The organism is Gracilibacillus boraciitolerans JCM 21714 (assembly GCF_000521485.1).
Taxonomy (GTDB): Bacteria; Bacillota; Bacilli; order Bacillales; family Amphibacillaceae; genus Gracilibacillus; species Gracilibacillus boraciitolerans.
In genome coordinates, this window is the sequence record NZ_BAVS01000001.1 from 18,808 (window position 1) to 33,496 (window position 14,689).

Genomic DNA, 14,689 nt, shown 5'->3' on the forward strand with positions numbered 1-14,689 from the left:
TTTTGCTGAAAAAAAATGGATATATTCAATCTATTCTCATCGATAAATTATTGTTTTCTTAAGGTTCAACAGTAAGATAATAACCCTTTTTTTATCTTTTCATGTTGATCCTTTGCGTAGTGTATAAATACTTCAAATAGATACCAAAGGTTTGGAATCTAGCTTTATTTTATTTTTAATCAAATAGTCATGGATTCATACTGCTTGAAAGAGATACCATTTGTGATGTCCCTTTCAAGTATAGCTATTTTTATATGATTTTGCCTAATTGAATGTAGATGGAAAAATAACAATCATTGCCTAGGATCGTCACAATTCGTTATACTATGAATGGAAAACGAAAAGAACAACAATATATAGTGCAAAAATCAAAGGAGAATAATACATGGTGAACTTTCAAGATAAAATTAATTTTTTATGGACAATTGCAGAAATCTTACGTGGACCTTTTAAACCTGAGGACTATGGGAAAGTGATTCTACCAATGGCGGTCTTACGTCGTTTTGATAATGTCTTAGAAGATACCAAAGAGGATGTTTTAAAAGGCTACGAGCAATACAAAAACTTGCCAGAGGAAGCGCGGGACGAAATCTTAAACCGCAAATCACAACAACGCTTCAACAACACGAGTAATTATGATTTTAATAAGCTCTTGAATGACTCCGATAATATTGCGGAAAACCTTCGAGATTACATAAATGGTTTTTCAAAAGTTGCACGTGAAATTATTGAGTATTTTGATTTTGATAAGCAAATTGAAAAGTTGGACCGTAATGATCTGCTTTACCTGACAGTGAAACGATTTGCAGAAGTCAATCTACACCCAAATGTCGTCTCCAATCTTGAAATGGGTTATATTTTTGAAGAATTAATCCGTCGTTATTCTGAACACGCTGAAGCTGGTGACCACTATACGCCTCGAGAAGTGATTCGTCTCATGGTTGGCCTGATGTTTAATGATGCGGATGATATCTTAACCAAACCTGGCATTACCCAAACCCTTTATGACGGGTGTGCCGGTACAGGAGGCATGGGATCCATTGCCCAAGAATATTTACAAGAACTGAATGACTCAGCTGAATTAGAGTTTTTTGCTCAAGAAATTAACGAAGAATCGTTTGCGATGTGTAAAGCAGATACGCTCATTAAAGGCCAAGAAGCCCAAAATATACGCTTTGGAAATACATTAACAAAAGATGCTTTTCCTACAGAGAAATTCGATTACCTAATTTCTAATCCACCATATGGTGTCGAGTGGAAACCGGCTGAAAAAGTAGTACGGGAAGAACACGAAGATTTAGGGATGAACGGTCGTTTTGGTGCAGGATTACCTCGTATCGGTGATGGTCAATTGCTGTTCTTGCAACATCTTGTATCAAAAATGAAGCATGTTAGTAACGAAAATCCGAAAGGCTCGCGCTTGGCAATTATTATGAATGGATCGCCATTGTTTACAGGTGATGCGGGAAGTGGGGGGGAAAGTGAAATTCGTCGCTATATGATTGAAAATGACCTTGTGGAAGGCATTATCGCGATGCCTACAAGTCTTTTCTATAATACGGGTATATCGACATACATTTGGATTTTGACCAATCATAAAGCAGAGTGGCGTAAAGGAAAAATACAGCTCGTCAATGCGGTGGATTACTATCAAAAAATGCGAAAGAGTTTGGGAGAAAAGCGCCATGAAATTACGTTCGATCAAATCAATGAGATTATTCGAATCTATGGTGAGTATAAAGAAACAGACAATGTAAAGATCTTTGATAATGAAGACTTCGGTTACCAAAAAATCGTTGTCGAAAGACCATTGAAATTGAATTTCAAAGTGGACGATGAACGGATCCAACGTTTGTATGACCAAAAAACCTTTCAAAACCTTGTGAAGTCCAGGAAAAAGGGTGAAGCAGGACTGAAAGAAGAAGAGGCTGGTAAGCAGCAGCAACAAGTAATCCTTGATGCATTAGAAATGTTGAATGATGGTACGCTTTATCAAAATCGAGAAACATTTACAGAGAAACTAAAGGAAGCATTGAAGAATGCAGGAATTGATCTGAAAGCTCCTTTGCAAAAAGCGATTCTCGCAGCGTTATCGGAGAAAGACGAAACAGCCGACATATGTGTGAAAAATAAAAAAGGTGACATGGAACCCGATCCAGATTTACGTGATACCGAAAATGTACCATTAAAAGAGAATATACATGATTACTTTAAACGGGAAGTCTTACCACACGTGCCTGATGCATGGATTGATGAAGAAAAAACAAAGATCGGTTATGAAATTCCATTTACAAGACACTTCTACAAGTATCAAGAACTTCGACCGTCAGGAGTAATTAAAGCAGAAATTCAGGAGCTTGAGGAAAGTATTTTAAAGAAGTTAAAGAAGGTGATGGTCTGAAAAAACTTGCTGAAAACTATGCTTGGATAACTAATAAACCCCCCCATAATTGGAATTTAATTAAATTGAAATATTTAGTTAACATAGCAACCGGGAAATTTGATACACAAGATAAAAAAGAAAATGGAATATATCCTTTCTTTGTAAGATCACCACAGATAGAAAAGATTGATAAATATTCTCATACTGGTGAAGCAGTAATGACCGCAGGAGATGGAGTTGGTGTAGGCAAGGTGTTTCATTACTATAATGGTAAATTCGCGGCTCATCAAAGATTATATGTATTTAATGACTTTAAAAAAGATGTTTTTGGAAAATATATTTACTATTCAGTAATGTCAAATCTAAAATTTGAGGTATTACAAGGCAATGCAAAATCAACAGTAGATTCATTAAGATATTCTATGCTAGCACATTTTCCGATTTTACTACCAAATTATGATATTCAAATTAAGGTGGTTAATTTCCTTGACCAAAAAACCACTGAAATCGACGACTTGATTGCTGACAAGGAAAAGCTTATTGAGCTGCTCGAAGAAAAGCGCCAGGCGATTATTACGGAAGCGGTCACGAAAGGACTTGATCCGAACGTGAAGATGAAAGACTCTGGCGTGGAATGGATTGGGGAAATTCCTGAGCATTGGAAAGTTAAGAGGTTAAAATACTTGTTTCAAATTAAAAAGCGCATAGAAGGCTTGAAGAATCCTAACATATTATCTGTTACTCAAAAAGGGATTAAAGTAAAGGATATTACTACAAATGAAGGACAACTCGCTGCAAATTATGACAAGTACCAGACTGTGAACGTAGGGGATTATGTTATGAACCATATGGATTTATTGACAGGGTTTATTGATGTTTCTAAATACAAAGGCGTTACAAGTCCAGATTATAGAGTATTTGCCATTAAAGATGAAAAGTTTGATAGACAGTATTTTCTTTACTATTTTCAAATGAGTTACTATAGGAAAATATTTTATAAATTTGGGCAAGGCGTTTCCAGTTTTGGAAGGTGGAGACTACCAGCTGATGAATTCTATAATTTTTGTGTTCCTGTACCTACTATAGAAGAACAAAAAGAAGTGGTTAAATACATTTCTAGTCACGTAGAGGATAGTGAAAATGTTATCGAACAAACAAAATGTATAATTAAAAAACTCAAAGAATACCGCCAATCCCTCATATACGAAGCTGTAACAGGCAAAATCGATGTTCAAGAAATAGTGAATGAAACTGAACCGGAGGGGGGGTGACTTCGTCGTGAGTATAGACACGAGTGAAAAAGGTTTTGAAGAGAACATTGAACAAGAGTTGATGCAATCGGGATATCGTCAACGAGTGCTGACTGGACCTTCTCTTGTGACCTTTCAGAAGTGGGCGATCGATCAAGAAATACTCTTTAACTTTTTAGAAACAACCCAACCGAAATCGATGGAACGGTTAAGAAAAGCTTATAAAGACGAGATTCAGTATAAAGTGATGACCCGGATTGATACAGAACTTAAACGCCGAGGTATGATTGACTGCTTACGTCATGGTGTGAAAGATTATGGCGTGACACTACAACTTGCCTATAACAAGCCACCGACAGACATGAATCGAACGCTTATTGAAAATTATCAACAAAACATTTTTACCGTAAGTCGTCAAGTCTATTATAAGGTTGGAAGTCACAAGTCGATAGATATGATGCTTTCCATCAATGGGTTGCCGCTAATCGTGATGGAGTTAAAAAACCAATTAACAGGGCAAACTGTCGAACATTCGATCAAGCAGTTTATGAAAGATCGTGACCCTAATGAGTTACTTTTTCAATTTAAAAAGCGTGCGGTCGTCTTTTTTGGTGTCGATACCGATCAAGTGTATATGACGACAGAGCTAAAGAAAGAGAAAACGTTCTTTCTTCCGTTCAATCGAGGTAACAATGGAGGGAAAGGCAATCCCGTTGTGGAAGGAGATTATCGCACATCATACCTCTGGCAGGAGATTTTACAGCCCGATAGCTTAATCGATATTCTTTTTCGTTTTGTTTATATTCAGAAAGAGAGTATTCGTGATAGCAACGGTGATCTCATTGACGAGAAAGAGATTGTGATTTTTCCTCGTTATCATCAGCTTGATGCGGTACGAAAAATTGAAACCGATGTGACGAAACACCGAGCAGGAAAGAATTATTTAATTCAACACTCAGCAGGCAGTGGTAAAACCAACAGCATTTCCTGGTTGTCCCATCGCTTAGCTAAACTTCATGACAAAGAAGAACAGCCTGTCTTTGATAGCATTATCGTTATTACCGATCGACGAGTGTTAGATAAACAACTGCAAGATGCTGTATATCAATTAGAACATAAAGCAGGTATGGTAGAGAAAATTGATGAAGATTCCAACCAATTGGCGAACGCGATCCAAAACAAAACAAAGATCATCATTACAACACTGCAAAAGTTCCCGTTTATTCTTGATAAAGTAGGAGAATTTAACCGTGGAACATATGGCATTATCATTGATGAAGCACACAGCTCACAGGGTGGGAAGGCTTCATCAGCGATGACTGCGTTACTCTCTGATAAAACATTAGAGGAAGCCTATGAACTGAGCATGATGGAGGAAGGCGAAGCAACCGATGCGGAAGAACGGATGATTGAGGAAATAGCCAAAAGTGGCGACCAGTCGAATATTTCCTTTTTTGCCTTCACCGCCACACCGAAATCTAAAACCGTTGAACGCTTTGGAACACAAAGAGACGATGGTACCTATGAGCCATTCCACCTCTATTCCATGCGCCAAGCGATTGAAGAAGGATTTATTCATGATGTCTTGAAGAACTATGTCACCTATCAAACGTTCTATCAAATTGAAAAAAGCATTGATGATGATCCAGAATTAGCAAAAAGTAAAGCGAGCAAGCAAATAGCACGTTACGTATCTCTACACCCGCATAACATCGCTCAAAAAGCCGAAATTATGGTGGAACACTTTCGAAGCGTTACACGACATAAAATCAATGGACGAGCAAAAGCAATGGTCGTTACAGGGAGTCGACTTCATGCAGTTCGCTATAAACACGCCTTTGATAAATACCTGAAAGCGAAAGGCTATACTGATTTAAGGACTCTCGTAGCATTTTCAGGAACTGTCGAAGATTATGGATTATCCTATACGGAAGCAGGCATGAACGACATTAGTGAAAAAGAATTGCCAGAGAAATTTCATTCTGATGATTACCAGGTCTTAATTGTTGCTGAGAAATATCAAACTGGTTTTGATGAGCCTTTGCTTCATACGATGTATGTCGATAAGCCACTCGATGGGATCAAGGCGGTTCAAACTCTGTCACGGTTAAATCGAACGTGTAAAGGAAAAGATGACACATTTATATTAGATTTCGTTAACGATCCAGAAACAATTCAGGCTGCCTTTCAAACGTACTATGAGGTAACAGGCCTAGGTGAAACAACGGATCCAAATATTCTTTATGATGTTCAACATGAACTTGACGCGATGCAAGTGTATACCGAAGAGGAAGTAGATACTGTTGCAAATCTCGAATATAGTGATCAACCGTCAAAAAGTGCACGTTTCCAAGGGAAATTAAATGCAGCCCTTGATCCAGCAGTACAAAGGTTTACGAAAGAATTGGATGAAGAGATACAAGCTCATTTTAAATCATCTGCCATGAAGTTTGTTAGAACGTATGCATTTATCTTACAGATTGGACCTTTTTCTGATGTGGATCTTCATAAGCGGTTTATTTATTTAAGTTCATTATTGAAGAAACTCCCAAGAAAGGCTGAGGACCCAGTCTATCTCTCAGATGATGTTGCCTTAGAATATTATCGTAACGAAAAGACATTCGAAGGGAATATTTCACTAAACGAAACGGGTGGTGAGTATCTTACACCTGGTCAATACGGGAGCGCAGCAGGAGGCGAAGAAGAAAAGGAACGTCTTTCCTCCATTATCGAACGGATGAACGATCGCTTTGGTACCAACTTTTCAGAAGCGGATAAATTATCGAGAGATCAAATAGTTGAAGATATGAAAGCAGATCAAGATCTCGCCCAAAAAGCCCAGAGCAATACAAAGGATAATTTTAAATTCAGTTTTAATCGCACTTTCATGGATTTTGTCGTGAACCGCATGCAAAATAACGAGCAATTCTTCATGAAAATCCTAGAAGACTCCGAATTCAAAGAGTTCTTAATGGAAGATATGGTAGATGAGGTTTATGAAGAGTTGAGAGTGCGGAATTGAAAAATAATCTTTTGAAATTTTTTTATTGATGGTGAGGTATGGATTTGTCCCTTAGATACGTTCGTAGGAACCATTTGAAGTATAATGAAATATTTTTTAAAGAGTACTTGTTTAAGCGTCTAGCACTAGTGGATAAATATATATATTAATTCTATCCAGTTGATGGTTTCGAGAAATAATCTTAATTTTGGAATTCATCTATTAATTAGGATTGAAGGAGAGTGAATTTTAGATGAAAGCAAGCGAGACAAACTTACTAGAAATAATAGAGGGAAGTAAACAATATATAATTCCAATGTTCCAAAGAACATATACGTGGAGAGAAAAACATTGGAAACAACTATGGGATGACATAAATGAATTATTTGAAGATGATATAGATATGACACATTTTATAGGGTCTATTGTTACTATCCCCTATAATATGACGAACCATGGTGTACAGCCATTTTTAGTTATTGATGGTCAACAAAGGTTAACAACGCTTTTATTAATGCTAGTAGTTATTAGAGATATTGCAGAAGAAAGAAATGAAATGAATTTACATGGAGAAATACATAATACACTTCTTATTAATATGTATAAATCTGGTGAAGATCAGTACAAACTTTTACCTACTCAAATTGATAAAGAATGTTTTAAAAAAATAATGAATAAAGAATTAGCAGATGAACATGAGGAAGCTTTAATTTTAAAAGCTTATAATTTTTATTATAAACTCATTAAGAAAATTGAAAACTTAAATGAAATAAAGAAATTAGTTACTTCAAAACTATCAATTGTAAGTATTATATTGGACTCTGATGATAATCCATATGTTGTCTTTGAAAGCTTAAATGCAAAAGGTGAACCATTAACAGAGGCTGATTTGATCCGAAACTATATATTTATGAGAATTCAACCAGATGAACAGGAAGATTTTTATTCAAGGTATTGGCTTCCAATGCAAAAAGAATTGGATGATGATCTTACTGAATTTTTAAGACACTTTCTTTTAGGGATAAATATAAATGTGAAAACAAATAATATCTACATGAATTTTAAACACTTAATAAGTAATGGAAACGTGAAAGAAATGTTAGTAAAGCTATCAAATTTTGCCTCTTATTATAAAAAGTTTTTAGATCCATTAAAGGAACAAGATATAAAAATAAGGATGTCTTTGCAGAGAATTAAAGAGTTTGAAGCTAAGACTGCTTATCCTTTTTTATTATATATTTATAATGATTACAAAGAGGGTAAGTACAGTCAAAAACAAATGTATAGGAGTATTTCTTTTATAGAAAATTACTTAGTAAGGAGATATGTTTGTGGGATTGATTCAAAACCTTTAAATAAAATATTTGCAGCAATGTACAATCAAATTAGCACATATTCTAGCTCTGATTCAATCGAAGAAATCATAGCATATCTTCAAAATAGAGGATACCCTAAAGACTATGAAGTTAAAACAGCTTTAATTTCGAATAATTTATATGGACAAAGTGATCGCAGAAAAAAAGTGCTGTTTTTGCTGAAATGTATAGAGTATTCATTTTCTCATAAAGAAATGGCCGATCTTTCTAATGTTACACTTGAACACATAATGCCTCAAACTCTAACAGAAAAATGGATAGATGAACTAGGAGAAAATTATGAAGAAATACATTTAAAATATCTTGATACTTTAGGGAATCTAACATTAACAGCTTATAATTCAGAATTATCAAACGAGCCTTTTATTGTGAAGAAGAAATACTATAAAGATAGTAATATATTATTAAATAAAGAGCTTACCAAAGTATCTGATTGGAATGAAGATAGTATTGTACATAGATCAGAAGAACTAACAAAAATATTTTTGAGTATTTGGCCGTATTTTGGTAAGGCAGAAAATGAAGAAACAAAAATTACTGGTACTTCTCCAAGACTTTTATACATTTTAGAAGATACTTTCTCCGTGAAAACGTGGAGAGAAGTTATGAAGCAAACTGTTATATATATTTATGAAAATTTTCCTCAAGAATATCAAAATATATTAGTAAATAATCAAAGAATAATTAGTGAAAGTGATAAAAATTTAAGAAGGCCGTTAAAATTAGTGAATTCACATTATATAGAGGGAAATTTAAATGCAAAAGCAATTAATAAATTCTGCATTCAAATAATTAAAGATGTTGGATACAGTGAAAATGAATGGGGAGTTGAACTAGAAGTAAAATAAACATTTACAGTTGTATTTTTTGAAATGCAAGTACAAACTAAGAGTTTTGCAATCTAATTTTTTTTACTGCAAAGTAAGTTATTTTAAAATTCAAACGAAAATGGTGATTAAAATTCATAAAAAAATTTATTCCGCCATCGAAGAAGTTTGGTTAAATGATATTAGTAAAGATTATAAAAATAATCATCTTCTCAAAGAAGATTCGCTAAAGAATGCTTTTTATTATCATGTTAGAAATAGGTTAGGTGAAGATTTTCTTGAAAAATATAACTTAAGAATTTTTACGGAGTATTTTGTTGATGGTGAAAGAATTGACTTAGTAATTGTTCAAATTGACCCCTTTAGAGCCAAAGAATCATATTTAGGAGATTGTATAACAGAGATAATTGTAGCGGTAGAAATGAAATATAAAAATTCATATACTAGTGATAAAGTATTTCTTCAAGATGTAGATAAAGTATTATCTTTTATTAGAAATTGGAAAAGTAATACAACAACATTTTATCTTGCATTTATACATGAAAAATATATGAATTCTCAAGAAAAAATGAGTTGGATCCATGATAAGCATATAGAGATAGTCAAGGGAAAGGTAACTGAGTTAAATGCATATTGGGATGAAGTCAGTGATGAAACAAGATGGATAATATATGATCATTAGTAAAGAAATAGTGTGGTACATGTAGCAAAAAAAGACTGGCTAATAAGATTGTTGAACAAGTGCTAGGTACTATCAAATCCTAATAAATATAGACGTGATATCTCTTTTTCAAAAAAATGAAAATCCGCTTAGGCTAAAATTATATGAACAGTTAATCTATATAAAACTAAGAACATCATAAGAAGCAAATCCCATGATAAGAAGGTTTTAACTAAATGAGATTATATAATGTACAATCTAAAGGAGGCCATTACATGAATCTAATCGAAAAAGCTATCATTGTTGCAACAAAAGCCCATCAACATCAAAAAAGAAAAGGAACCGATATACCCTATATTACCCATCCATTTGCGGTTGGGATGCTTCTGCAGCAAGCAAAATGTTCAGAAGAAGTTATTGCTGCTGGAATCTTACATGATACTTTGGAAGATACAGAAGTAACCTATGAAAATTTAGTAGAATCATTTGGAGAAGGTGTAGCAAATTTGGTTCGAGCAGCATCTGAACAGGATAAAAGCCTGCCATGGGAAGAGAGAAAACAGCATACAATCGATATGTTGGAGTCTACATCGATAGAGGAAGTTCAGGTGATTGTTGCTGATAAATTACATAACTTGAGATCAATTCATCATGATCTGGATGCAAACGGTGATATGATTTGGCAACGCTTTAAACATGGGAAAAACGCTCAGCATTGGTATTATGCTAGTATTGTGAAAGTTTTATCACCTCGAAAAGAAGAGTTTGAACTGATTAATCAATTAGAACAGGAAGTGAATGCTGTATTCGGCTCAATATATTATAATAAATAGTAAAAAGGATGAGGATAAATGACGGTTTGTACCGTATGTAATGAAAAGGAAGCAAAAATTCACATGACGATAGATGATAAACAAATAGCAATTTGTGAAACTTGCAATAATCTTGAGATGTCTCAACTTTTGGGACACAATTTTGAAAAAGAAATAGAAGAAATTACTTTACCTGATATTTCAGGTAAGTACCATCACTTCACCATTGAACAGCTAGTGTTACCAGTGGGAGTAAGACTAGAAGCAATCGAATCAAAAAATGATGGTTATCGTATTGTGGTAGATGGAGCATTCGACACTGATTTGCCAGCTCTATATCAAAAATTAGTAGAAAAGACTAAACAAACTCTTTCTAAACTATATGTCGAAAAGGGTATATTCCCAAATGGACAATCTTATGTAACGCTTCGAGATTACGAACTTGTCGGTCAGGTTCAGTCAAGTGAAGATTTAAATGAACCAATGTTGGTTATTGATGGAGAACCTATACATGGGAACAAGTAGGAAAAATGGTTAGTTCATTTGAAGGGTTTGATATCAAAATAAAAATGAAGGATTCAACAGATGATGATTTTTGACGAAATGTACAATACTATTATGGCGAAAGTACATAAATATAATTGCTAATGAGCAGAGAGATAGTGGAGATTGAATTTATCAGATTAAAGAACGTTACGGCGCTATATGTTTCACATTGATCATCAGCTTACAAAAAGTGATTTTCATGATATGATAAAGTATATTGAAAGTTCTTATTCTTAAAGGAGTTAAATGGTAGAAGTACTTGAAATAACAAGCCACAAATGCTGTGGTTTTTCTTTTTATTGTGAAAAGCAATAGGTTTCCTGTGATATTAGGGTAAACATACTAGTATGAAGTTACTTTTATCAAAATCATTTCCATCATTTAACCATAACTCATGGACGATGGTAAGACGGGATATTTAAATTTTGCCCCCCCAATATTAGCTTGGTGTAGCACAATTTTTCAAGGAGGTATTAGATATGGAACAGTTAAGTGGGAAAACAGCTATTGTAACTGGAGCTAGTAGTGGAATTGGTGCAGCTATCGCTCGAGAAATCGTGAAAGAGGGTGGGAATGTAGTTCTCGCCGCTAGACGTACAGAAAAATTAGCCGAATTGGAAAGGGAATTAGTCAAGTACGGGAATAGCAAAGTACTTTCGGTTCAGACAGATGTTACGAAAAACCATGAGGTTGAAGCATTAGTAAAGCAAGCGGAACAGAAATTCCAACAAATCGATTTTTTCATAAATAACGCTGGACAAATGCTAACAGCTCCAATCCGATCAGGCAAAGTAGAGGAATGGGAAACGATGATAGATGTTAATATTAAAGGCGTGATTTTTGGTATAAACGCTGTATTACCAACTATGATTGAACGTTCAAATGGTCATATTATTAATGTTTGCTCTGTGGCAGGATTTGAAGTAACAAAGGCAAGTACAGTCTATAGTGCTACAAAATATGCAGTAAGAGCCATTTCTGCTGGGCTTGAAAAAGAGTTAGCGAGAACAGGAGTTCGAGTTACCAATATATCCCCTGGGATGGTCGACACATCGTTAACTTCCAATAGCGGAGGGCACAATGAAAGAAAAAAATTAGAAACAAAAGACATCGCAAAAGCAGTTATCTATGCAGTAACACAGCCTTCATATGTAAATGTAAACGAAATAACGGTTCGACCAGTTTAAACAAAAAAGATTTAGGTAAAATAATAAATAAGCTATTTTAATTGTGATCAAAAAAATTTCTTGAACTGATTAGTCCTCACTAAACTTACTGGTGACTGTATAATCTGACTATTCAAGATGATCATTAAACATAGCTGATATTAGTACAGAGATTCAAAAAAAGCTTTCTATAAGATTTCAATCTTTAGTAAAACAATCAAATGTAAAACCTGAAATGACGAGTACCTCACACTCAAATGACTCGGTTAAAAATCATAGAAATCTGATATTTTATTAAAATGTACAAATACTACTTCCATAATTCTTTTATGGAGGTATTTTTTTATGGACATAAATAACCCATCTCAAACAGAAGAAATAAATATGCAGCAAATAAAAGAACATCAGAAAAACAAAAAGTTAGCAGCATCTGAGATTGGTGATTTGTTCGCCAATTATCTAGGAGATTCTATGTTCCACTGTGTATTTAAGCATCATCTTCAAGTGGTGGAAGATGATGAAATCCGTGATTTTATCATGTTTGCTTCAGATATTTCAAAGAAACACTTAGATAGGATGAAAGAGATTTATACAAAGGAAGATATTCCAATTCCTGTTGGATTTGGTGAACAGGATGTTAGAAACGATGCACCGCGACTCTTTAGTGATATGTATATGGTATTTTATATAACAGAAATGGCCAGAGCAGGGTTAATTACTTTTGGAAGTGCTTTATCTTCCTCAGGCAGACACGACATTGTTAGTTATTTTGAGATGTGTATTCAAGATACAATTAATATCTATAAAAAAGGAATATATTTATTACTCTCTAAAGGAATGAATATTATTCCTCCTAGCATTCCTTATCCTAAAAAAAATGACTTTGTTGAGAATCAGTCCTTTATATCTTTAATTGCAGGGAAATCGCGACCAGTAACTGCGTTAGAAATTAAACATTTACAGATTAATATAAACACAAATACGTTAGGGAAAGCTTTAATGATCGCCTTTAGCCAGGTTGCGTCATCGGATAAATTACGGAAATATTTTCAGGAAGGAGCAACATTAGCAGGGAGTCAAATAAAACAGTTAGGAGAACTTTCATGAATGAAAACCTACCAACACCAAAACTAATGGATGCCCATATCACCGATTCTACAATTTCTCCTTTTTCAGATAAGTTGATGCTCTATCATACTGTAATGTCTAACGGCATTGGCATACAAAATTATGGTTCCGCTGTTTCTAAAATCATGAGACATGATATACATCTTCAGTTTGGAAGGTTAACAGCAGGGATTTCTAAATTTGCTAATGATGGAATGAACATGCTAATAAATAAAGGATGGTTAGAAGAACCTCCTACAGCTGCTGATCGTAAGCAGCTTTCTAATCAGTCAGCTGGTAATAATAATCAGTAACGGATATAAATAAATTATTCTTATCAGTTACTGCCAATAATGACGGTTAATTTTGGCTTGGATGTAGCACTAATTCCTGTGGTTTTTATGATTTTGTATCAGTGGATACTGAAGCATAATAAGAACTATTATTTATACTTTGCTGTGTTATGTCTGTTTCTTTCTTTTGTGTTTAAACCAATATTAGTTTGGTTAAATCTATTTGAGTTATCAAAAGGTGCAAACTATTTTCATTTGTTTTTAGGATACATGGTCATAATGCTTGTATCGAGATGGATTACTAATTTATTTGTATATTTCGAAAAGAAATAAACTTACTTTTTGCGGTAGTCCTGTTTTTACTTTTGTGATCTTCCTTGTTAAGAATGAATGAGCACAGATTTAAAATGGAATATAAATATAAATTTTACGGAATAATAAAAAATAAACAGGGTATTTCTGAAGGTGACTCTTTATGGACAATTATACCAATGACAACACAGCAAGACGATATAAAGCACATGTCAGTATATTGGGAACAACTCAAATACATTTGAGAAACCCATATATTATTGCATGGTGGAGTGCAGCCTTTCCTGGATTTGGACATCTGCTTCTTTCAAAATATCTTCGTGGTTTTGTTTTATTCGTTTGGGAAGTGGTCGTGAATGTTCATGCTAATGTAAATTTAGCAATGGTTTATTCCTTTCAAGGTGAGATCGAAATGGCAAAGAATATATTAGATACGAGATGGCTGCTGATTTATATTCCAGTCTACATCTTTGCGATTTGGGACAGTTATCGTACAACGGTTGATTTGAACAAAATCTATCTTTTAGCAGAACGAGAAGAACATCCGTTTAATACATTTAGCATAAGTCCACTCGAAATAAACTATCTTGATAAACGCAATCCAATATTGGCTGTTATTTGGTCCTTATTTGTCCCAGGACTCGGACAGCTATATATTCATAGAATTGTCACGGCCTTTTTTGTAATTGTTTGGATCGTTGCATTTTCGTATTACTCCTATGGATTACAGGCAATTTCCCTTCTTTTTTTAGGTGAGATTCAGAAAGCTACATCAGTTTTAAAGCCGGAATGGCTCTTATTCTTTCCTTCCATATATGGTTTCGCCATTTATGATTCTTATGTCAACACAGTAGAAAATAATAAACTGTATGAAAAGGTTCAGCGGAAATATCTTAAAGTGAATTACCAGGACCCGACATTTAAAATCCTAAAAGGACAAAAAGTGAAGTGATTA

The 14,689-nt window shown here is 34.2% G+C and carries 9 protein-coding genes and 2 pseudogenes; all 11 read left to right on the forward strand.

Annotated elements, in window-relative coordinates; all coding sequences use genetic code 11:
* The first annotated feature begins 385 nt into the window (after positions 1 to 385).
* The 11 genes and pseudogenes from JCM21714_RS00090 (at position 386) to JCM21714_RS00135 (ending at position 14,686) form a co-directional block, all read left to right on the forward strand.
* Complete coding sequence (locus JCM21714_RS00090) at positions 386 to 2,401, forward strand: type I restriction-modification system subunit M (RefSeq protein ID WP_035720727.1); 2,016 nt, start codon at positions 386 to 388, stop codon at positions 2,399 to 2,401.
* Positions 2,402 to 2,427: 26 nt separating this feature from the next.
* Complete coding sequence (locus JCM21714_RS17850; protein ID WP_268748267.1) at positions 2,428 to 3,654, forward strand: restriction endonuclease subunit S; 1,227 nt, start codon at positions 2,428 to 2,430, stop codon at positions 3,652 to 3,654.
* Between the two features lie 7 nt (positions 3,655 to 3,661).
* Positions 3,662 to 6,655 carry a type I restriction endonuclease subunit R gene (locus tag JCM21714_RS00100; RefSeq protein ID WP_035720730.1) on the forward strand — a complete coding sequence of 998 codons (2,994 nt, stop codon included), beginning with the start codon at positions 3,662 to 3,664 and terminating at the stop codon, positions 6,653 to 6,655.
* Between the two features lie 232 nt (positions 6,656 to 6,887).
* Positions 6,888 to 8,858 carry a DUF262 domain-containing protein gene (locus JCM21714_RS00105; protein WP_035720733.1) on the forward strand — a complete coding sequence of 657 codons (1,971 nt, stop codon included), beginning with the start codon at positions 6,888 to 6,890 and terminating at the stop codon, positions 8,856 to 8,858.
* 100 nt (positions 8,859 to 8,958) lie between these two features.
* Positions 8,959 to 9,519, forward strand: a complete 561-nt coding sequence (locus JCM21714_RS00110) for a hypothetical protein (RefSeq protein WP_035721768.1) — start codon at positions 8,959 to 8,961, stop codon at positions 9,517 to 9,519.
* A 254-nt stretch (positions 9,520 to 9,773) separates the two neighbouring features.
* Positions 9,774 to 10,331, forward strand: coding sequence for an HD domain-containing protein (locus JCM21714_RS00115; protein WP_035720736.1), 558 nt, complete (start codon positions 9,774 to 9,776; stop codon positions 10,329 to 10,331).
* A 117-nt stretch (positions 10,332 to 10,448) separates the two neighbouring features.
* Positions 10,449 to 10,909 (forward strand): annotated as a pseudogene (locus JCM21714_RS00120) (DUF7713 domain-containing protein).
* A 426-nt stretch (positions 10,910 to 11,335) separates the two neighbouring features.
* The gene (locus JCM21714_RS00125; protein WP_035720742.1) at positions 11,336 to 12,043 is read left to right on the forward strand and encodes an SDR family oxidoreductase; all 708 of its coding nucleotides are present in this window, start codon (positions 11,336 to 11,338) and stop codon (positions 12,041 to 12,043) included.
* Between the two features lie 363 nt (positions 12,044 to 12,406).
* Positions 12,407 to 13,443 (forward strand): annotated as a pseudogene (locus JCM21714_RS00130) (DUF3231 family protein).
* A gap of 39 nt (positions 13,444 to 13,482) precedes the next feature.
* The gene (locus JCM21714_RS20615; RefSeq protein WP_235182520.1) at positions 13,483 to 13,755 is read left to right on the forward strand and encodes a hypothetical protein; all 273 of its coding nucleotides are present in this window, start codon (positions 13,483 to 13,485) and stop codon (positions 13,753 to 13,755) included.
* A gap of 142 nt (positions 13,756 to 13,897) precedes the next feature.
* On the forward strand, positions 13,898 to 14,686 hold the full coding sequence (locus JCM21714_RS00135) for a hypothetical protein (RefSeq protein ID WP_035720744.1): 789 nt from the start codon (positions 13,898 to 13,900) through the stop codon (positions 14,684 to 14,686).
* Positions 14,687 to 14,689: the final 3 nt, after the last annotated feature.

Bases quoted from the DNA above. Each gene is read 5' to 3' on its own strand.
- JCM21714_RS00090 (WP_035720727.1), top strand. From the start codon at position 386: ATGGTGAACTTTCAAGATAAAATTAATTTTTTATGGACAATTGCAGAA.
- JCM21714_RS00105 (WP_035720733.1), top strand. From the start codon at position 6,888: ATGAAAGCAAGCGAGACAAACTTACTAGAAATAATAGAGGGAAGTAAA.
- JCM21714_RS00110 (WP_035721768.1), top strand. From the start codon at position 8,959: ATGGTGATTAAAATTCATAAAAAAATTTATTCCGCCATCGAAGAAGTT.
- JCM21714_RS00115 (WP_035720736.1), top strand. From the start codon at position 9,774: ATGAATCTAATCGAAAAAGCTATCATTGTTGCAACAAAAGCCCATCAA.
- JCM21714_RS00125 (WP_035720742.1), top strand. From the start codon at position 11,336: ATGGAACAGTTAAGTGGGAAAACAGCTATTGTAACTGGAGCTAGTAGT.
- JCM21714_RS20615 (WP_235182520.1), top strand. From the start codon at position 13,483: ATGACGGTTAATTTTGGCTTGGATGTAGCACTAATTCCTGTGGTTTTT.
- JCM21714_RS00135 (WP_035720744.1), top strand. From the start codon at position 13,898: ATGGACAATTATACCAATGACAACACAGCAAGACGATATAAAGCACAT.